Source organism: Novosphingobium sp. HNCC26DJ243 (genome assembly GCF_057180545.1).
This window is the reverse complement of record NZ_JBXUGN010000003.1, coordinates 342,528-360,689: the sequence shown is the minus strand read 5'-3', so window position 1 is coordinate 360,689 and position 18,162 is coordinate 342,528. Positions and strand designations below refer to the sequence as shown.

General features: G+C 65.1%; 22 protein-coding genes. 10 read left to right on the top strand and 12 right to left on the bottom strand.

Annotated elements, in window-relative coordinates:
- The first annotated feature begins 33 nt into the window (after positions 1–33).
- Complete coding sequence (gene ndk / locus AC2A04_RS12220) at positions 34–456, top strand: nucleoside-diphosphate kinase (protein ID WP_168852546.1); 423 nt, start codon at positions 34–36, stop codon at positions 454–456.
- 63 nt (positions 457–519) lie between these two features.
- On the opposite strand, the gene AC2A04_RS12215 is transcribed toward ndk, so the two are convergent.
- Genes AC2A04_RS12215 through purM form a run of 3 tightly spaced genes read right to left on the bottom strand, consistent with a single transcriptional unit; the run spans position 520 to position 3,707 of the window.
- A complete protein-coding gene (locus tag AC2A04_RS12215; RefSeq protein WP_484212608.1) occupies positions 520–1,659 on the bottom strand; it encodes an MFS transporter in 1,140 nt (379 codons plus the stop codon).
- 7 nt (positions 1,660–1,666) lie between these two features.
- Positions 1,667–2,608, bottom strand: a complete 942-nt coding sequence (gene purN / locus AC2A04_RS12210; protein WP_484212607.1) for a phosphoribosylglycinamide formyltransferase — start codon at positions 2,606–2,608, stop codon at positions 1,667–1,669.
- The gene (gene purM / locus AC2A04_RS12205) at positions 2,601–3,707 is read right to left on the bottom strand and encodes a phosphoribosylformylglycinamidine cyclo-ligase (protein ID WP_484212606.1); all 1,107 of its coding nucleotides are present in this window, start codon (positions 3,705–3,707) and stop codon (positions 2,601–2,603) included. The genes purN and purM overlap by 8 nt, the downstream gene beginning before the upstream one ends.
- A 164-nt stretch (positions 3,708–3,871) precedes the next feature.
- Between purM and AC2A04_RS12200 the strand changes: the two genes are divergently transcribed.
- Genes AC2A04_RS12200 through AC2A04_RS12185 form a run of 4 tightly spaced genes read left to right on the top strand, consistent with a single transcriptional unit; the run spans position 3,872 to position 6,864 of the window.
- Positions 3,872–5,095: a heavy-metal-associated domain-containing protein gene (locus tag AC2A04_RS12200; protein ID WP_484212605.1), complete on the top strand. Its 1,224-nt coding sequence runs from the start codon at positions 3,872–3,874 to the stop codon at positions 5,093–5,095.
- A gap of 34 nt (positions 5,096–5,129) precedes the next feature.
- A complete protein-coding gene (locus AC2A04_RS12195) occupies positions 5,130–5,741 on the top strand; it encodes an HdaA/DnaA family protein (RefSeq protein WP_484212604.1) in 612 nt (203 codons plus the stop codon).
- A 26-nt stretch (positions 5,742–5,767) separates the two neighbouring features.
- Positions 5,768–6,496 (top strand): serine O-acetyltransferase EpsC, encoded by a 729-nt coding sequence (gene epsC, locus AC2A04_RS12190; RefSeq protein ID WP_484212603.1) that lies wholly within the window; start codon positions 5,768–5,770, stop codon positions 6,494–6,496.
- A 38-nt stretch (positions 6,497–6,534) separates the two neighbouring features.
- Positions 6,535–6,864 (top strand): DUF2794 domain-containing protein, encoded by a 330-nt coding sequence (locus AC2A04_RS12185; RefSeq protein WP_484212682.1) that lies wholly within the window; start codon positions 6,535–6,537, stop codon positions 6,862–6,864.
- A 4-nt stretch (positions 6,865–6,868) separates the two neighbouring features.
- Here AC2A04_RS12185 and AC2A04_RS12180 read toward each other — a convergent pair whose 3' ends face one another.
- The 9 genes from AC2A04_RS12180 to pyrE form a co-directional block, all read right to left on the bottom strand.
- Positions 6,869–7,300 carry a PaaI family thioesterase gene (locus AC2A04_RS12180; protein ID WP_484212602.1) on the bottom strand — a complete coding sequence of 144 codons (432 nt, stop codon included), beginning with the start codon at positions 7,298–7,300 and terminating at the stop codon, positions 6,869–6,871.
- Positions 7,297–7,812, bottom strand: coding sequence for a PaaI family thioesterase (locus tag AC2A04_RS12175; RefSeq protein WP_484212601.1), 516 nt, complete (start codon positions 7,810–7,812; stop codon positions 7,297–7,299). The genes AC2A04_RS12180 and AC2A04_RS12175 overlap by 4 nt, the downstream gene beginning before the upstream one ends.
- Positions 7,813–7,873: 61 nt before the next feature.
- On the bottom strand, positions 7,874–8,341 hold the full coding sequence (gene ruvX, locus AC2A04_RS12170) for a Holliday junction resolvase RuvX (RefSeq protein ID WP_484212600.1): 468 nt from the start codon (positions 8,339–8,341) through the stop codon (positions 7,874–7,876).
- A complete protein-coding gene (locus tag AC2A04_RS12165; protein ID WP_484212599.1) occupies positions 8,338–9,456 on the bottom strand; it encodes a DUF3089 domain-containing protein in 1,119 nt (372 codons plus the stop codon). Before AC2A04_RS12165 ends, ruvX begins: the two co-directional genes overlap by 4 nt.
- Before the next feature lie 17 nt (positions 9,457–9,473).
- Positions 9,474–10,559, bottom strand: a complete 1,086-nt coding sequence (locus AC2A04_RS12160; RefSeq protein ID WP_484212598.1) for an AI-2E family transporter — start codon at positions 10,557–10,559, stop codon at positions 9,474–9,476.
- The gene (gene lepB, locus AC2A04_RS12155) at positions 10,556–11,464 is read right to left on the bottom strand and encodes a signal peptidase I (protein WP_484212597.1); all 909 of its coding nucleotides are present in this window, start codon (positions 11,462–11,464) and stop codon (positions 10,556–10,558) included. Before lepB ends, AC2A04_RS12160 begins: the two co-directional genes overlap by 4 nt.
- Positions 11,461–11,880, bottom strand: coding sequence for a holo-ACP synthase (gene acpS / locus AC2A04_RS12150; protein WP_484212681.1), 420 nt, complete (start codon positions 11,878–11,880; stop codon positions 11,461–11,463). The genes lepB and acpS overlap by 4 nt, the downstream gene beginning before the upstream one ends.
- A 10-nt stretch (positions 11,881–11,890) precedes the next feature.
- A complete protein-coding gene (locus AC2A04_RS12145) occupies positions 11,891–12,631 on the bottom strand; it encodes a pyridoxine 5'-phosphate synthase (protein WP_484212596.1) in 741 nt (246 codons plus the stop codon).
- Positions 12,631–13,215, bottom strand: coding sequence for an orotate phosphoribosyltransferase (gene pyrE, locus AC2A04_RS12140; protein WP_484212595.1), 585 nt, complete (start codon positions 13,213–13,215; stop codon positions 12,631–12,633). The genes AC2A04_RS12145 and pyrE overlap by 1 nt, the downstream gene beginning before the upstream one ends.
- Positions 13,216–13,483: 268 nt before the next feature.
- Here pyrE and coxB point away from each other — a divergent pair, with 268 nt between their 5' ends.
- The 5 genes from coxB (at position 13,484) to AC2A04_RS12115 (ending at position 18,045) form a co-directional block, all read left to right on the top strand.
- Entirely contained in the window at positions 13,484–14,524 is a 1,041-nt protein-coding gene (gene coxB / locus AC2A04_RS12135) for a cytochrome c oxidase subunit II (protein ID WP_484212594.1), read from the top strand.
- Positions 14,525–14,553: 29 nt separating this feature from the next.
- Positions 14,554–16,242 (top strand): cytochrome c oxidase subunit I, encoded by a 1,689-nt coding sequence (gene ctaD / locus AC2A04_RS12130; protein WP_484212593.1) that lies wholly within the window; start codon positions 14,554–14,556, stop codon positions 16,240–16,242.
- A 156-nt stretch (positions 16,243–16,398) separates the two neighbouring features.
- On the top strand, positions 16,399–17,313 hold the full coding sequence (locus AC2A04_RS12125) for a heme o synthase (RefSeq protein WP_484212592.1): 915 nt from the start codon (positions 16,399–16,401) through the stop codon (positions 17,311–17,313).
- Positions 17,313–17,468: a hypothetical protein gene (locus AC2A04_RS12120; protein WP_484212591.1), complete on the top strand. Its 156-nt coding sequence runs from the start codon at positions 17,313–17,315 to the stop codon at positions 17,466–17,468. The genes AC2A04_RS12125 and AC2A04_RS12120 overlap by 1 nt, the downstream gene beginning before the upstream one ends.
- A 1-nt stretch (position 17,469) precedes the next feature.
- On the top strand, positions 17,470–18,045 hold the full coding sequence (locus tag AC2A04_RS12115) for a cytochrome c oxidase assembly protein (RefSeq protein ID WP_484212590.1): 576 nt from the start codon (positions 17,470–17,472) through the stop codon (positions 18,043–18,045).
- The last annotated feature ends 117 nt before the right edge of the window (positions 18,046–18,162 follow it).

The following is an 18,162-nucleotide window of genomic DNA, read 5'->3' as shown; positions in this document are numbered from 1 at the left end:
AACTGATTTCCCATCGTTCGCAAGGAACTTCTCATGGCGGTTACCCGCACTTTCTCGATCATCAAGCCCGACGCCACGCGTCGTAACCTGACTGGCGCGGTCACCAAGATGCTTGAAGAAGCCGGCCTGCGCGTCGTCGCTTCCAAGCGCATCCACATGACCCGCGAACAGGCCGAAGGCTTCTACGCCGTTCACCGCGAACGTCCGTTCTTCGGCGAACTGGTCGAATTCATGATCTCGGGTCCCGTGGTCGTGCAGGTTCTGGAAGGCGAGAACGCGATGCAGCGCAACCGCGACATCATGGGCGCAACCAACCCCGCCAATGCCGAGCCGGGCACGATCCGCAAGGAACTGGCCGAATCGATCGAAGCCAACACCGTCCACGGTTCGGATTCGGACGAGAATGCGGCGATCGAGATCGCCTACTTCTTCAAGCCCGAAGAAATCGTCGGCTGATCGGCAAGCCTGCCATCACGATAGCGAAAGGGCCGGGGCAACCCGGCCCTTTTTCTTTGCGGGCTAGGCGGTGAGCGCCGCCTGCCTGTACCAACCAGCAAGCCCCCACGCGATGGCTGCGATGCCAGCCAGCCCGAGCAGGATCGGCAGCGCATACCCCATGCCCGAAGCGAGCGCGGCGGCGGCCGCAAGGCAGGCCACCGAGCAGCCGAGGTCCCATCCGCCCTCGGTCGCCATGTTGAAACGCAGCGTGCTGCTCGACCGTTTTGCCATGGCATAGAGCGGCGAGAGCATCGCGGTTGCCAGCATCGGCGTCGCCAGCGCGCCCAGTGCGGTAGCGACCAGCGCGGGAAGGGGGGAAGCCCACGCGAGCGCCTTGAGCACCAGCACCCCGGCGCCGAGGCCATAGGCCAGCGCCAGCGAATGCGTGCCGCGCCCGCCATCAATCAGCTTGCCGATCACGAGGCTGCCCGCCGCCGCGCCAAGGCCCGCCAATGCCAGTGCGCCGCCGAAATTCTCGAAGCTTTGCCCGAGCGCGACGAACAGCGCGAGGTTCCACACGATCACCGCGCACCCGGCCTGCAATCCTTCGGCGAAGTAGAGCCGCCGCCCGAAGCGCACGATTTCTGGGTCCGCGCGCAGGCCGGGATCGATCACAGGATTGGCCGCGCCAAGCAATGGCAGCCCCGCGACTAGTTGCAGGGCGGCAATCACCGCAAAGGCAGCAATCGGCCCTGCGCCCGCGATCAGGAATCCGCCTGCAACCGGTGCGATGATGCCAACGCTCGCGTTCGTCGCCTGCTGGATGCTTACCTGCCGCCCCATCGCGGCATCATCGCCCGCCGCCGAGACATAGGCATGGTAGCCGGTCCAGTAGAGCACGCTGCCAAGCCCCGAGACGAGGATGTAGCCAACCAGCATTGCTCCCAGTCCGCCGACGAACGGCAGCATCATGAAGCTGACCGCGCGTACCGCGATGCCCAGCAGCAGCACGCTGCGCAATCCATAGGCATGGGCAAGCGGCAGGACCGCGCCGCGCAGCGCAAAGCGCGAGAGCAGGACGAGCGCCATGCTCACCAGCGCCAGTGCAGGGGAAAGACCCTGTCGCACGAGAAACCCCGCCACAAACAGCCCGCCGCTCGCCTCAACAAACGATTGCAGTGCGGTATGCGCGTAAATCCGTCGTATCGTCGTCAGCGCCATCGCAGCCTCAGAAGTCCATCATTGCGGAAAGACGGCGCGGGGCAACAGCTGCCCAGCTGCGCCGCAGCCAGTCGGCCACGTGATCCCAGTCCACATCGCTGCGGTTGAGGATCAGCCCGGCCCAGCCACTCGCACCGTAATAGGCAGGGCGGAACCAGGTGGCGGGATCCTGCTCGATCAGCGCGGCGAGTTCGTCGGGCCCGCTGGTCTTGACCAGGAGTGCGATGTGTTCGGTGCCATGGTGCTGGTCGTTGAAATGGGCAAAGTATTTGCCGCCCACGCGCCAGCCGGGCGCGCCATGGCTCTCGCGCTCCTCGATTTCCGGCAAGGCGGCGGCAAGCGCGCGGCACTTGTCGAGCAGCCACGCCGGATCGTTGCCGCGCGCCACGAACTTTGCCAGCACGCGCGAATAGAGCTGATGTTCGGCAAACAGCACCCGCGCCGCCAGCGTATCGCCGGTGTCGCCCGGAATGATCGCGACCGCCGTCTGTCCTAGAACAGGCCCGTCATCGAGTTCGGCGGTGACGAGGTGCACCGTGCATCCGCCGTGCGAATCACCGGCCTCGATCGCGCGGTCGTGGGTGTGCAGGCCCTTGTACTTTGGCAGCAGCGAGGGATGGATGTTGAGCATCCGCCCCTCCCAGCGCTTGGTGAACTCGGGGCTGAGGATGCGCATGTAGCCTGCCAGCGCGATCACTTGCGCACCTGCTGCCACCACTTGCGCTTCCATCAGCGCGTCATGTTCGGCGCGGGGAATGCCCTTGTGCGGCAGGCAGAACGTGGCGACCCCCTCCGCCGCGGCCAGCTTCAGGCCCGAAGCATCGGGATTGTTGGAGAGGACAAGCACGACCTCGTACGGGCAGTCATCCGCACGGCTGGCATAGAGCAGCGCGGCCATGTTGGTCCCGCTGCCCGATATGAAGACGGCGACTGGCGTGCGTTCAGCCAAGATGCACGGCTTCCCAGGGCTCGCGCGCCGACCATGTCTCGACGCTGCCGGTAACCGTGCAGCCCTTCTCGCCCGCCACGATCTCGCCGATGCGGAACACGGTCTCGCCCGCGGCGGCAAGGTCCGCTGCCAGTGCCCCGGCTTCGTCCGGAGCCACTGCCAGCACCATGCCCACGCCGCAGTTGAACGTGCGCGCCATTTCCTCGGGCTCGATGTTGCCTTGCGCCTGCAGGAACGCCATCAGGCGGCTCTGCTCCCAACTGTCGGCATCGATCCTGGCGTGCAGGCCCTTGGGCAGCACGCGCGGCACGTTCTCGAGCAATCCGCCGCCAGTGATATGGGCGAGCGCATGGATACGGCCAGCACGGATGAACGGCAGCAGCGTCTTCACGTAGATGCGAGTCGGCTCGATCAGGTAGTCGATCAGCAGGCGCTCGTTGTCGAACAGGGCGGGGCGGTCCAGCTTCCAGCCCTTGTCGGCGGCAAGGCGGCGCACCAGCGAATAGCCGTTCGAATGCACGCCCGACGAGGCAAGTCCCAGCAGCACGTCGCCCGCGGCCACGCGGTCGCCCGTCAACTGCTCGCCACGCTCCACCGCACCGACACAGAACCCGGCGAGGTCATAGTCGCCATCGGCGTACATGCCCGGCATCTCGGCAGTCTCGCCCCCGATCAGCGCGCAACCGGCGACGCGGCAGCCATCGGCGATGCCTGCCACCACGCGTTCGGCAACGCCGTTGTCGAGGCGGCCCGTGGCGAAGTAATCGAGGAAGAACAGTGGCTCGGCACCCTGCACGATCAGGTCGTTCACGCACATGGCGACAAGGTCGATGCCGATTGCGTCATGGCGGTCGTGATCGATCGCGAGCTTGACCTTGGTGCCGACGCCGTCGTTGCCGGCTACCAGCAGCGGGTCCTTGTAACCGGCCGCCTTCAGGTCGAAGAACCCGCCGAAACCGCCGAGTTCCGCGTCCGCGCCGGGGCGGGCGGTGGACCGGGCCAGCGGGCCGATGGCCTTCACCAGCGCATTGCCGGCGGCGATGTTCACGCCTGCCTGGGCGTAGCTGTAGCTCTGCGGCTTTTTGTCATGATCGCTCATGGAACGCGCGCCTAGCGCTTTCCTGCTTGGATTTCCACTTGCCTTTGGGCAAAAGCGCTCGGGCAAGCCGCCTTGTCCCCAAAAAGCGCGGTGCATTTGTATTCGGAGTTCCCTTGGTCGCGCTGCGCCTGCCTTTTCAAAGTGCCAAGAATCGCAAAGCGCTCGTGATCGGGCTTGCCCTGCTCGCGGGGCTGGGCGGGGCTGCGCTCGTCGCGCAGATCGAAGGCGATCGCGGTATCCCCCCGATTGCCAGCAACGGCGATTTCGAGGTGCGCGGCATTGCGGTCAACGTCAGCGGCGACAATGCCGAGGACGCGCGCACCAACGGCTGGCGCGAAGCGCAGCGCAAGGGTTGGGAAAAACTGTGGTCGACCAACGGCGCCGGTGGCGCGGCACCCCGACTCGACGATGCCACGCTCGATTCGATGGTCTCTGCGGTCGTCGTGGAGAACGAACAGATCGGTCCGCGCCGCTACATCGCCACACTGGGCGTGATCTTCGATCGCGCGCGCACCGGCGAACGGCTCGGCATGGTTGGGGCCAAGGCGCGATCGGCACCTGTCCTCGTGATACCGGTGCTCTATCAGGGCGGCGTCGCTACCGTCTTCGAGACGCGCACCCCCTGGCAGAAGGCCTGGGCTGAATATCGCACCGGCAACAGTGCGATCGACTATGTCCGCCCGGCAGGCTCGGGGTCCGATTCGCTACTGCTCACCGCCGGCCAGCTTGATCGCCGCAGCCGCAACTGGTGGCGCCTGATTCTCGACGAATTCGGCGCGGCCGACGTCGTCATGCCACTCGCCCGGCTTGAACGTGCCTATCCCGGTGGGCCGGTTCACGGGACCTTCACCGCCCGCTACGGTCCGGACAATCGCTTCCTGGGCAGCTTTACCCTTGATGCGAAGAACGAGGCAGACTTGCCGCGCATGCTCGAGGAAGCCATCGGTCGGCTCGATCGCATCTATACCGATGCGCTGGGCGCGGGCATCCTGCGGCCTGATCCCACGCTCAACATGGTGCCCGAGATCGATCCGAAGCTGATCGAACAGATCCTTGCCAGCGAAGGGCCCGTCAAATCGAGCGCGGCACCTGCCGCCGGGACCCAGACCGAAGCCCCGGCAACGGCCACGCCGACAGCCGCCGCCGCGACGATTTCTTCGATCACCGTCCAGTTCGCCACGCCCGATGGCGCGGCGGTGGATGCCGGCATGGCGGCAGTGCGCGGCGTTGCAGGTGTGAAAAGCGCATCGTCCACTTCGATCGCGATTGGCGGCACCTCGGTCATGCGCATCACTTATGCCGGCGACATCGACGCGCTTGCCGCCGCCCTGCGCGCCCAGGGCTGGCGGGTGAACGTCGGCTCGGGCGTCATCTCGATCCGCAAGTAAGCCTTTTTCGGGTTTCGAGCGTATAATCGCCAGCATGTCGCAGATCGCTCTTCCGCTTGTGACCGCGCGTGGTGCCGAAACGGTTGTGCTGGGGTCGTCGCTCGCCCCGGTGATCGAGGCGCTGCACTCTGCCGAGAACTGGCCCTTCCGCACCGCCATCCTTGCCGGACCGCCACGCTCGGGCAAGAGCTTGCTCGCTCGCTGGTTCGCCGAAAGCGGCGCGGGCGATGCAGTCGACGGGGCCGATGCCTTGCCGGAAAACGACCTGTTCCACCGCTGGAACCGCGCGCAGGCCGATAGCCGGCCTTTGCTGCTCGTGTGCGACCGCACGCCCGGAAGCTGGGCCATTGCGCTGCCTGATCTTGCCTCGCGCCTCGGTGCGGCGTTGCTGATCGAGATCGGCGCGCCCGATGACGAACTGATCGCAGGGCTTGTCGCCGAACACGCCGCCCGGCGCGGGCTGATTCTGGGGGATCAGGCGGTTGCCTATCTTCTCCCGCGAATCGAGCGCAGCCACGCCGGAATCGAGTTGCTTATCGAAACTCTTGACCGGTTGTCCCTTGAGCGTAAATCACCCGTCACCATATCCCTCGTACGCGACGCACTTGCCGAGCGTTCCGGGGAGTTTCAGCCGCGCTTGCTTTAGCGCTGCTCAAGAGAGAGAATTGGGGCATGTTGAACGGCCTTGTCGCCTATCTGGACTCGATCCGCTCGCGCGATCCCGCGCCCCGTTCGCGCTGGGAGATTCTCCTTTATCCCGGGTTGTGGGCGGTCGGTTTCCACCGCGTCGCGCATTGGCTGTTCGAGGCCGAGCTGTTCTTCCTCGCCCGCCTGGTGAATCACTTCTCGCGCTTCATTACCGCGATCGACATTCATCCCGGGGCAAAGATCGGGAAGCACCTGTTCATCGACCATGGCTTCACCGTCATCGGTGAAACCTGCGAGATTGGCGACAACGTGACGATCTATCAGTGCGTCACGCTTGGCGGCACCAATCCGGCCAACGGCGTTCCCGGCAAGCGCCACCCGACGCTCAGCGACAACGCGATCATCGGATCGGGCGCGCAAATCCTCGGTCCGATCACCGTGGGGCCGCGCGCCCGTGTCGGCGCCAATGCGGTGGTAACCGACGACGTGCCCGAAGGCGCGACGATGGTCGGGCTCAAGGCGCGTTCGACGCTGGTCCCTGCCGAAACCTGGCTCAAGGAATTCATCCCCTACGGCACGCCCTGCAAGGAACCGTGCGAGCCCAATGGCGGCAGCCGGGTCGACGATCTCGAGGGCGAGGTCGCAGCGCTGAAGGCACAAGTCGCCGCACTTGTCGCGGCGCAGGCCGGTGACGATGGCCAGACGCCCGCACCCACGCCCACCACGGCAGGCGCGCGGAGGACCCGCCGCTGAGCGTGAGCGGTTCCGAATCGGGCACGCCGCCTGGCACCATCCTGCCTTTTCCCCATGCGCGCGCCGTCGCGCAGGTGGCGTTCGATCGTGTCGAACTGCTGCGCATTCTCGACCTTTACGGGCGCATGGTCGCAGCTGGAATGTGGCGTGATTACGCTATGGACTTCGGCAAGGACGCGGCAAGTTTCGCCGCGTTCAAGCGCACTGCCGAGCGCCCCTCTGCCCGTATCGAGAAACGCCCGTCGCTGCGCGGCAAGCAGGGGATGTGGGCGCTGTTCGGCGAAGCGGGTCAGGTCCTGAAGCGCGGCCACGATCTGGCAGGCATCCTGTCTCCGCTCGAGCGCCGCCTGCTGAAGGTCGTCGAGTAGCCGTTCAGGCCTTCGGCTTGAGCAGAAAGTTCATCCAGCAGCTTGCCAACGGCTTGTCGCGCTCACCCTGCCAGGCCTCGGCGCGGACGTTGGCAATGCGCCGGCCCGACCGGATGACCTGTCCCCGGGCAAAGGTCGGCACGGTCACGCCGCCGCGCAGATATTCGACCGAGATGTTGACCGGCTTGATCCGCGTGCCCGCCTCGTCCGCGTCCAGATGCGCGCGCAGCGCGGTGATTGCGGCAATCTCGAGCAGTCCTGCGATCGCGCCTCCGTGCAGGTAGCCCGGACGGCCCATGACGCGATTGGCAAAGTCCATCGCCAGAACTGGCGCACCATCCAGCAGGCCCTCGACCCTCATGCCCATCGCGCGCGCATAAGGTGGCAGGGCGTCTGCCAGCCGGGCGGTCAAGGCCTCGTGTTCGATCTCGCTCATGGCTTGGCCCCCGCCGTGTTGGCCCAGCCCTCGGGCTCCACCTGAATGAAGATGCCCGCGACATGTGCCACCGGATCGTCGGGATCGCCATCATGGGCAATGCCACGCACGAATGCCATCGACTGCTTGAGCTGGTAGCACTCGGCGTGGGCGATCACAGTCATTCCCGGCTTTGCTGCGCGCACGTAGTCCACCCGCAGGTCCAGCGTGACCTGAGGACGGAACCCGCCGCGCAACGCCCAGACCGCCATGGACGTGGCATTGTCGAGCAGGCTGACGATCGGACCCGATGCCAGCACGCCGCTTTCCGGATCGCCGACAAGGTCTTCGCGCCAGGGCAGACCCAGTTCGACCCAGTTGGCCCCATGGTCGCGAAACTCCATGCCGATAAAGCCGGTATGCCCATGATTCATCATGAACTTGCCGACTTTTGCCGCGTCGAGCGCCGTGTCTTGCGGAAACGACGCTTTATCGCCGCCAGTCGTGCCGTTCGTCTCTGGGGGTGTGTCCATTGTTGAGCAGTGCCGGGGCACAGAGCCAAGATCAAGTGATTTAAGCGAGCGGTTACACCGCTCAGATCACGCTGCCGACCAGCGCATCGATCGCACCCTGCAGGATCAGCGCGGCGGCGTGCGAATCGATCCTCTCGGCCCGCTTGGCGCGGCTGAAATCCTGCTCGATCATCGTGCGCTCCGCCGCCTGCGTGGTCCAGCGCTCGTCCCACATCAGGATCGGCAGGCCGATGTCCTCCAGATTGCGCGCCATGGCCCGCGCGCCCTGCGAACGGGGGCTTTCGCTGCCATCCATGTTGAGCGGCAGCCCGACGACAAGGCCCTTCACGCCGCGCTCAGCAATCAACGCCACGAGTCGCGCCTTGTCGGCCGTAAACTTGCCGCGCCGCAGCGTGGTCCCCGCCGTGGCAAAGCGCCACTCGCGGTCGCACAGGGCAAGGCCGATGGTCTTCGTGCCGGTATCCAGCCCCAGCAGCATCCCGCCGCCGGGCAGGGCATCGCGCATCTCCAGAACCGATTGGGTGATCATCGGGCGTGCGACTTTTCCCAGGCGATCGTGCGCCGCGCGACGTCGGCGCGCAGGTTCGCCCAGAACAGCGGGATGTCGTAGACGTGGTAGTTGTTGCCCGGCAGCACGAACGGCCCGAGTTCGGGCGGATCGCCGATCATCAGCAGCCCGGTCTTGTCGTCGCAGCGCGCGGGCACGGCCTTGGCGATGATCTCGCCTCCGTCGAGCGATTCAGACGGGCGCAGCGAGCCCAGATTTGCCGATGCCGGGGCGCTTCCGCCCATCCGGCCAGTCAGCGGGTTGGTGCACAGAACCGGCTCGGTGCCCTTTGCCTGCCCGTCGAGCGCGGGCCGCATGCGATAGGCGTCGATCAGGATCGCCGGATCGGCGGGTTCGGCAAAGCTTGCCCACGTCATCACGCAACCGCTCTGATCGGGCGCATTGCAGCCGGGCAGGCCCATGACTGGCAGATCGTGACTGATCGAGATCGGCCAACCGATGGGATAGGCACCGACAATGCGATCCGCCAGAGGCGTGCCCGCGACGCGATCCTTGAGCAGTCGCATCAGGTGCAGCGATCCCTGGCTATGCCCTGCCAGCACGATCGGCGCGTCCTTGGGCGTCGCGGCCAGAAACGCATCGAAAGCCTGGCGAACGTCCATGTAGGCGGCATCGAGCGCCTGCTGGCCCTCGACCTTGTCGGTAAGAAAAGCGCCAAACGCCGCCTGGCGATAGCGCGGTGCCCAGACCTGCGCCTGGCCGTTGAAAGCGGTTGCCATGCCGCGCACGTAGAACTCGGCGCGCCGCGCACTGTCGGCATCGTCGATCGGCGCGTTCCAGTATTGGCGCGCCAGATAGGATGTCGGGTGGATGAAGAACACCAACGCCTTGCCACGTTCGCTGCCTGTGCCCGCCGGTCGCCATTGTGCAGGATCGCCCGTGCCGAAATCGGGCCGCGATATCCACATCTTGCGGCTCTCGTAGATTCCCGAAGGCTGCGGGTCGAGCTGTTCGAACGCACCGCGCGGCACGAAGGCAAAGCCGGTCAGCTCCTTTGACCAGATGCGCAGGACAACCAGCGCCGTGATTACCAGAACGACCAGAACGACGATGAAATAGAGGAACTTGCGAGCCACTTGTGCGGTCCTGTCGATCAGTCGGCGGGGCGGTTTGCGTCGTTGCGTTCGGCCTGTCGCTCCAGCGCGATCTTGATCATCGCAACGATCGGATCGGCCAGCATTAGGCCGAGAATGCCGAACAGCAAGCCGAACACCAGCTGCGCACCCAGGACGAGCGCAGGCGCCAGGTCGGCGGTGCGCTTGGCCACCATCGGCACGATGATGTTGCCGTCCACGGTCTGCACGATCACGTAGACCGCGATGCAGAACAGGCCCATTTCGGTCCCGCCCGAAAAGCCGACCAGCACCATCAGCAGCCCCGAGATCGGCGCGCCGATGTTCGGCAGGAAAGCCAGAAGACCGGTCAGGAGGCCAAGCAGCGCGGCCATCGGCACGCCCCACCACGCCAGCAGCGCCCAGGTCGCAATGCCTTCAACGGCCATGCCGATCAGCCGTCCGAACAGCAGCATTCGCAGCGCCTTGCCCATGCGCAAGGCCGTGCCCTCGAAGTGGTCTCGGCTCTCTTCGGGCATCATCCAGGCAAAGCCCCGACGGTAGATGTCCGGTTCGATCACGAAATAGATCGCAAGGATGAAGATCAGGAAGGCCGTAGTGAAGCCTCCGAAGATACCCCCCAGAGCCCGCGTCACCTGCCCGACGCTGCCCAATACCTGAGAAGCGACCTGCTGCAGGTCGAAGTCCTGCATCGAAATGCCGTGACTCTGGGCCAGCAGGGTCAGGCGCGCGATCTGCGTTTGCACCACGGCGGGGAACTGTGCCGCCTGTGCTGCGATCTGGCCGCCGGCGAACACCACCAGCCAGACGAGGAAGCCAAGCGCACCCAGCAGCACCAGCGTAATCCGCGACCACCTTGGCAGGAACGGCGCGGCTCGTGCGATCAGTCGCTGTCCGCCATCGATCATCGCGGCGAACACGATACCGCCGATGATGACCATGATCGGTTGCGCAAGGAGCACTGCCAGCGCGAAGAGCGCGGCAACGCCGAGCCACACGGCGGCCTTCTTGGCTTCGCGCTTGACAAGATCGTCGGATATGTCGGTGGGGCCGGTGGTCGTGGGCACGACGCTTTCAGGCGAAGCCGGGGTGTCCATGCGGGTCATTTCTCCCTGTCGCCGCTCTGGCTCTTACGGCGGATTTCGGGACGCAATCTGGTCCAGGCGCGACCGTCGCGCAAGGCCGACCACCAGGTCAGCGGATTGAGCGTCTCGCTGCCGTCGAGCGAAAAGGTGATGAACTCGGCGCGCCCGCCGACATTGGCCAGCGGCACCGGCCCGCCCAGACCCTTTTCCTCGATCGAGGCGCGGCTGTCGGCCGAATGGTCGCGATTGTCGCCCATCAGGAACACGTGGCCTGCGGGAACCAGCGTCTCTGGATAGTTGTCGAGGAACTGGTCCGTGTGGTCGATCACCACGTAGCTTGCGCCATTGGGCAGCGTCTCGCGGAAGGCGGGCAGTTCATAGACCTCGCGCCCGTCGGTCAGCCGCGTACGATAGCGCTCGAACACATCGTAGCAGGGCGCACCATCGCATGAGAGCTCAGGGTCGGCCGGGATTTGCACAGGCGGTTCAACCTGTTGCGGCACAAGCTTGCCATTGAGGACGATCTGTCCGTGCACCACCGCAATCCGGTCCCCAGGCAGCGCGACCACGCGCTTGATGTAGTCCTCGTCGCGATCGGGCGGCACAGCGATAACCACATCGCCATATTGCGGCGTTCCGGGCAGCACGCGCTTGTCGCCGCGCGGCATCACGTGAAACGAGGCCGATACCCACGACCAGCCGTAGGGATACTTCGAAACCACCAGCCGGTCGCCCACCAGCAGGTTCGGCATCATCGAGATCGAGGGGATGTAGAACGGCTTGGCGATGAAACTGTGGAAGATCATCACCGCCAGCAACATCGCGAAAAGGCCGCGAATCTCGGCCCACCAGTTCACGCTGCTGTCGGGCGGCGGGGGAGGGGGGCTGACCTGCGTGACGGGCTCTTGAGGATTTTGATCGGTCAAGCTGCGGGATTTCCGGCAAGAGGTCGGGCCTCGATCACAACGAAGGCCTGCGCCCAGGGATGATCGTCGGTAAGCGTGAGATGGACCACGGCTTCATGGCCTTCGGGCGTGATCGCCGCCAGCCGCGCCGCCGCGCCGCCGGTAAGCGCCAGCGTCGGCGCACCCGACTTCGCGTTGACCACGCCGATGTCCTTCATGAACACCCCTGCCTTGAAACCGGTTCCAACCGCCTTGGAAAAGGCCTCCTTGGCAGCAAAGCGCTTGGCGTAAGTCCCGGCCTTGGTGAACGGCCGCCGCTCGGCCTTGGCCTTTTCCACCTCGGTGAACACCCGGTCGATAAAACGCTGCCCGAACCGGTCGAGCGAGTTCTGGATCCGCTCGATGTTGCACAGGTCGGAGCCCATTCCGATGATCACGACCTCAGCCTCACCGCGCATCGTCCATCAGATCGCGCATCCGCCGCACGGCTGCTTCCAGCCCGACGAAGATCGCCTCGCCGATCAGGTAGTGGCCGATGTTCAGCTCGGCCAGTTGCGGGATGGCGGCAATTGGCTGCACGTTCTCATAGGTCAGCCCGTGCCCGGCATGTGGTTCGATGCCGTTGCGCGCCGCCAGCGCCGCCATGTCGGCAATGCGTCGCAGTTCAACCGATACAGCGTCACCCTCGGCATGGGCGTATTCGCCGGTGTGCAGTTCAACCACCGGTGCGCCCAGATTCATCGCGGCTTCGATTTGCCGTGCCTCGGGCGCAATGAACAGGCTGACGCGGATGCCGGCATCGGTCAGCCGCGACACGATCGGCGCAAGCCGGTTGTGCTGGCCCGCCGCGTCCAGCCCGCCCTCGGTGGTGCGCTCCTCGCGCCGTTCGGGCACGATGCAGGCCGCGTGCGGCTTGTGGCGCAGCGCTATCTCGACCATCTCGTCGGTCGCCGCCATCTCAAGGTTCAGCGGCAGGTTGGTCGCGGCCTGGATGCGCGCCAGATCCTCGTCGCGGATATGGCGGCGGTCCTCGCGCAAGTGCGCGGTGATCCCGTCACCGCCCACGCTGGCGACGATCTCCGCGGCGCGCACAGGATCGGGATGATCCCCGCCGCGCGCATTGCGGATCGTCGCGACGTGATCGATGTTGACGCCGAGGCGGAGGCGACCCGGAGTCAGAACGCTCATCAGGGCTTTACCCGGCTGCCGGGCTTCACCGCAGGTGTCGCTGCCAGTTCCGGCGGAAGTTCGTCGGGTGCATATGTCGGGAAGTTCAGCGCGACCAGCGGGAAGAAAGGCACGCCAAGGTCGACGCTGCCTGCCGAACGGTCGATTAGCGCGGCTGCCGCGATTACTTCGCCGCCCGCTTCCTCGATCGCCCGGATCGCCTCGCGGCTCGAAAGGCCGGTGGTCACGACGTCCTCGACCATCAGAACCTTGTCACCGGGGTTGAGCGCGAAGCCGCGGCGTAGCTCGAACGTGCCTGTCGGCCGCTCGACGAACATCGCGTCGACGCCCAGTGCGCGGCCCACTTCATGGCCGATGATCACGCCGCCCATCGCGGGCGCGACGACCTTCTGGATCTGCTGGCGCACGTCGCGCGGCAGCTTCTGCGCGATCGCCACGGCCAGGCGCGATGCACGCATCGGGTCCATCAGCACGCGCGCGCACTGCAGGTAGTGCGCGCTGTGGCGGCCCGACGAGAGCAGGAAATGCCCTTCGAGCAGGGCCTGGCTGGCGCGGAATTCGGAAAGGATCTCGTCTTCGAGCATCTGTCACCTGGAGGCCGGGGGAGTTTCCGCGCAAATGGCGCTTGCGCGCGCACGGAGCAACCCTTTTCGACACGGCGCGCGCGATGCCCTTGCGGCATTGCCCGAAGGGGTGTGCTGCCCTCTTGAAAAATATGCGTCCAGCCGCTTGAGGCTTGTGACAACCGCGCGTATAGGCCGGTCCAATCGAGGGACTTGGAGGGGGTGCGCCAGCGCCCCCTTTGATGCAGCGCAGCTCGCGCGCAAACAGGGAAAAGCGGAAACTTCGACGATGAGTCTTGCCGATACCGCCCGCTCCATGGGCAAAGCAATCAGGACCCTTGGCGTAGCCGCCGCGCTGACGTTCGGAACGCAGGCACTTGCTGCCGCGCCCGTAGCGCCTGCCGCTGCAGCACCCGCGGTCACCGCCGAATCGACCGCGCCTGTCGCTGCCGCTTCTGCAGCCGCGCCTGCCGACAAGGGCTCCTACGTTCCCATGAAGCCGACGCCCGGCAAGGGTCAGCCCGTCGATGGCGGCTGGACCTTCCAGGACCAGTACTCGGCGACCGGCGAAGAAGCGCTGTGGATGCACGATTACCTGCTGATGCCGGTGATCGTCGTGATCTCGTTCCTGGTGCTGATCCTGCTTCTGGTCGTCATGGCCAAGTTCAACAAGCGCGCCAACCCGGTCGCTTCGAAGACCAGCCACAACACGCTGATCGAAGTGGTCTGGACGCTGCTTCCGGTGCTGATCCTCGTGGTCATCGCGGTTCCGTCGATCCGCCTGCTCGCGCATCAGTACGATCCCGCTCCCAAGGGTGCGCTGACCGTCAAGGTCACCGGCTACCAGTGGTATTGGGGCTACACCTACCCCGATAATGGCGGGTTCGAGGTCATCTCGAACATGCTGTCGGAGGAAGACGCGCTCAAGGCTGGCGAGCCGGGCCACCTTGCGGTCGATAACCGCATGGTTGTGCCGGCCGGTGAGCCGATCCGCATCCAGACCATCGGCTCTGACGTGATCCACGCCTTCGCCGTGCCTTCGCTCTGGTTCAAGCTCGACGCTGTTCCGGGCCGCATCAACGAGAAGGTTCTGAACATCAAGGAACCGGGTCTGTACTACGGCCAGTGCTCCGAACTGTGCGGCGCGCGCCACGGCTACATGCCGATCGCGGTCGAAGCCCTGCCGCGCGACAAGTTCGAAGCCTGGGTCAAGACCCAGCCCGGCGGCACCGTCGGTCCGGCAGCACCTGCTGCCGCTCCGGCTGCCGCAGTGGTTCCGGCCGCGGCTGAAGCTCCGGCCGCCGAAGCTTCCGCTGCGCCCGCCGCCTGACGCGATTTCATGGACAAGGTTTGACCGACATGGCCACCATTCCCGCAAACGAAGGTTTTGATGCGCACGATCATGCGCACGACCACGATCATGACCACAAGCCGGGCTTCTTCGCTCGCTGGTTCATGTCCACCAACCACAAGGACATCGGCACGCTGTACCTGATCTTCGCGATCTTCGCGGGGATCATCGGTGGCGCTGTGTCCGGTATCATGCGCGCCGAACTCGCGCATCCGGGTATCCAGTACCTTGGCTACTTCGCCGATCTGCTCGGCACCGCCAATCCCAGCTTCGACCAGCAGCTCCATCTGTGGAACGTGCTGATCACCGCGCACGGCCTGATCATGGTGTTCTTCATGGTCATGCCTGCGATCATCGGCGGCTTCGGCAACTGGTTCGTTCCGATCATGATCGGCGCGCCGGACATGGCCTTCCCGCGCATGAACAACGTGTCGTTCTGGCTCACGTTCGTCGGCTTCTGCTCGCTCATGTTCTCGGCCTTCATGCCGGGTGGCACGGGCCAGGGCGCCGGCACGGGCTGGACCGTCTATGCACCGCTGTCCACTTCGGGCTCGGTCGGTCCCGCGGTCGACTTCGCGATCTTCTCGCTCCACCTCTCGGGCGCTGGCTCGATCCTGGGCGCGGTCAACTTCATCACCACCATCTTCAACATGCGCGCGCCGGGGATGACCCTGCACAAGATGCCGCTGTTCGTGTGGTCAGTGCTGGTTACCGCGTTCCTGCTGTTGCTCGCGCTGCCGGTTCTGGCCGCAGCGATCACCATGCTGCTGACCGACCGCAACTTCGGCACGACCTTCTTCGATCCTGCCGGCGGCGGTGACCCGGTTCTCTACCAGCACCTGTTCTGGTTCTTCGGCCACCCCGAAGTGTACATCATGATCCTGCCGGGCTTCGGCATCATCAGCCAGATCATCTCGACCTTCTCGAAGAAGCCGGTCTTCGGCTACCTCGGCATGGCCTACGCGATGGTCGCCATCGGCGTGGTCGGGTTCATCGTGTGGGCGCACCACATGTACACCACCGGCCTCGACGTGAATACGAAGATGTACTTCACCGCCGCAACCATGGTGATCGCGGTGCCGACCGGCATCAAGATCTTCTCGTGGATCGCGACGATGTGGGGCGGCAGCCTCGAGTTCAAGTCGCCGATGGTCTGGGCGATCGGCTTCATCTTCCTCTTTACCGTCGGTGGCGTGACCGGCGTTGTGCTCGCCAATGGTGGCGTGGACGACAACCTGCACGACACGTACTACGTGGTGGCGCACTTCCACTACGTGCTGTCACTGGGTGCGGTCACTTCGCTCTTCGCCGGGTTCTTCTACTGGTTCCCGAAGATGAGCGGCCGCATGCACTCCGAGTTCCTGAGCCATCTGCAGTTCTGGATCTTCTTCGTCGGCGTGAACCTGATCTTCTTCCCGATGCACTTCCTCGGGGTTCAGGGCATGCCGCGCCGTTATCCCGACTATGCGCTGGCCTATGCCAAGTGGAATGAAGTTGCCTCGATCGGTTACGTCATCATGGCCGTTTCGATCGTGATCTTCTTCATCAACATCGCCTACGCATTCCTCGCCGGCAAGAAGGCGGCCGGGAACTACTGGGGCGAAGGCGCGACGACGCTGGAGTGGACCCTGTCCTCGCCCCCGCCGTTCCACCAGTTCGAGACGCTTCCGGTCATCGACGACAGCGCTCATCACTGAGCCTGACGTTCGGACAGAAAGCAGGCCTCCGGGGAAACCCGGGGGCCTTTTTCGTTGCTATGCTCGCGGGCCAGCCTGCCCATAGGTCCCGATGCTCACCGCTCGTCCCGTTTCGCTTCCCTAGTGGCCCTCTCGCGCGTATAGGCGCGGCCAATCATGGATTCAGGCCAGACCCTTCCGCTCCCCGCCGACTGGCGCGATTTCTTCGCGCTGACCAAGCCGCGCGTGATGACGCTCGTGATTTTCACCGGCTTGTGCGGCCTGCTGGCCGCGCCCGGCAGCATTCACCCTGTAATCGCGTTCACCGCGATCCTGTGTATCGCGGTCGGGGCAGGCGGCGCGGCGGCACTGAACCAGTGGTGGGAAGCCGATATCGACGCCGGGATGAAGCGCACCGCCGCGCGCCCGCTGCCGTCAGGCCGCATGGACCGCACCTCGGCGCGCGATTTCGGCTTTGCGCTTGCCGGCGGATCGGTCTTCGTGATGGGCCTTGGGGTGGGCTGGCTCGCTGCGGCGATCCTCGCCTTTTCGATCTTCTACTACGCCTGGATCTACACCGTCTGGCTAAAGCCGCGCACGCCGCAGAATATCGTGATCGGGGGCGGGGCCGGGGCCTTCCCGCCGATGATCGGCTGGGTTGCGGTGACGGGCGACATCACCCTGATGCCGGTGCTGCTGTTCCTGATCATCTTCATGTGGACGCCGCCGCACTTCTGGGCACTCGCACTGTTCGTCCAGACCGATTACGCCAAGGTCGGCATTCCGATGATGCCGGTCGTCGCGGGCGAGAAATCGACCCGCCGCCAGATCCTTGCCTACGCGCTTGCGCTGTTGCCGCTGACGCTGGTGCCGTGGTGGATCGGTGGAACGGGCGGGATCTACGGCTGGTCGGCATTCGGTCTTGGCGTGGCGTTCGTCCTGCTTTCGGCGAAGGTCGGGCTGCGGCAGTCGGTGCCTGGGGATGGGATGCTGCCTGAAAAGCGGTTGTTCGCGTACTCGATCCTCTACTTATTCGTCCTCTTCGGCATGCTGGTCGCAGACCGGCTCGCCACCGTGCAAGGCTGGCAGTGATGAACGAACCACTCAATGAAGAAAAGACCGCACTTTACCGGGCGCGCCAGCGTGGCCGCAATCGCGTGCTTGGCCTGGTGCTTTGCGCGCTTGCCGTCCTGTTCTTCGCGATCACCATCGTGAAGATCGCGACTCCGGCCACGGGCGCGCACTGACATGACCACGCGCGTCATCGCCGATCCGCGCAAGAACCGCCGCGTCGGGCTGCTCGCGGCGTCGGGCGCGCTGGCCATGCTTGGCCTCGGCTATGCCTCTGTTCCGCTCTACCGTCTGTTCTGCCAGGTCACCGGCTATGGTGGCACAACGCAGCGTGCAGATGCGGCCACTGCGGCCGGCGTCAAGGTCGGTGGCAAGCTGATCCGCGTGCGCTTCGATGCCAATGTTGCGCCCGGAATGCCCTGGCAGTTCCGGCCCGAACAGGTCACGCAGGACATGAAGGTGGGCGAGCGCAAACTCGCGACCTACTACGCGCACAATCTTTCGGGTCGGCCGATAACGGGCACGGCCATCTTCAACGTCTCGCCCGAACAGGCAGGGAAGTACTTCAACAAGATCCAGTGCTTCTGCTTCACCGAGCAGAAGCTCAACCCGGGCCAGGAAGTGCGCATGCCGGTGATCTATTATGTCGATCCCGCGATTCTCGATGATCCTGCGGCGAAGAACATCGAGGAGATCACCTTGAGCTATACCTTCAACGAAACGCCCGACAGCGCCGCTGCGGTCGCGCGGTAGGCGCTTTTGCAACCTATGGAAAAGCCTCTGGACCCGGCGCAAGCGCGGCGATAAAGGCCTCTTTGAACTGCGTGCCGGGCATCATGCCGGGGCCACGCGCACACGACCAGATTTGAC

What these genes read in the sequence shown, in the direction of transcription:
- ndk (WP_168852546.1), top strand. Translation starts at nt 34, where the DNA reads ATGGCGGTTACCCGCACTTTCTCGATCATCAAGCCCGACGCCACGCGT.
- AC2A04_RS12215 (WP_484212608.1), bottom strand. Translation starts at nt 1,659, where the DNA reads ATGGCGCTGACGACGATACGACGGATTTACGCGCATACCGCACTGCAA.
- purM (WP_484212606.1), bottom strand. Translation starts at nt 3,707, where the DNA reads ATGAGCGATCATGACAAAAAGCCGCAGAGCTACAGCTACGCCCAGGCA.
- AC2A04_RS12195 (WP_484212604.1), top strand. Translation starts at nt 5,130, where the DNA reads ATGTCGCAGATCGCTCTTCCGCTTGTGACCGCGCGTGGTGCCGAAACG.
- epsC (WP_484212603.1), top strand. Translation starts at nt 5,768, where the DNA reads ATGTTGAACGGCCTTGTCGCCTATCTGGACTCGATCCGCTCGCGCGAT.
- AC2A04_RS12180 (WP_484212602.1), bottom strand. Translation starts at nt 7,300, where the DNA reads ATGAGCGAGATCGAACACGAGGCCTTGACCGCCCGGCTGGCAGACGCC.
- AC2A04_RS12175 (WP_484212601.1), bottom strand. Translation starts at nt 7,812, where the DNA reads ATGGACACACCCCCAGAGACGAACGGCACGACTGGCGGCGATAAAGCG.
- ruvX (WP_484212600.1), bottom strand. Translation starts at nt 8,341, where the DNA reads ATGATCACCCAATCGGTTCTGGAGATGCGCGATGCCCTGCCCGGCGGC.
- AC2A04_RS12160 (WP_484212598.1), bottom strand. Translation starts at nt 10,559, where the DNA reads ATGACCCGCATGGACACCCCGGCTTCGCCTGAAAGCGTCGTGCCCACG.
- AC2A04_RS12145 (WP_484212596.1), bottom strand. Translation starts at nt 12,631, where the DNA reads ATGAGCGTTCTGACTCCGGGTCGCCTCCGCCTCGGCGTCAACATCGAT.
- pyrE (WP_484212595.1), bottom strand. Translation starts at nt 13,215, where the DNA reads ATGCTCGAAGACGAGATCCTTTCCGAATTCCGCGCCAGCCAGGCCCTG.
- coxB (WP_484212594.1), top strand. Translation starts at nt 13,484, where the DNA reads ATGAGTCTTGCCGATACCGCCCGCTCCATGGGCAAAGCAATCAGGACC.
- ctaD (WP_484212593.1), top strand. Translation starts at nt 14,554, where the DNA reads ATGGCCACCATTCCCGCAAACGAAGGTTTTGATGCGCACGATCATGCG.
- AC2A04_RS12125 (WP_484212592.1), top strand. Translation starts at nt 16,399, where the DNA reads ATGGATTCAGGCCAGACCCTTCCGCTCCCCGCCGACTGGCGCGATTTC.
- AC2A04_RS12120 (WP_484212591.1), top strand. Translation starts at nt 17,313, where the DNA reads ATGAACGAACCACTCAATGAAGAAAAGACCGCACTTTACCGGGCGCGC.
- AC2A04_RS12115 (WP_484212590.1), top strand. Translation starts at nt 17,470, where the DNA reads ATGACCACGCGCGTCATCGCCGATCCGCGCAAGAACCGCCGCGTCGGG.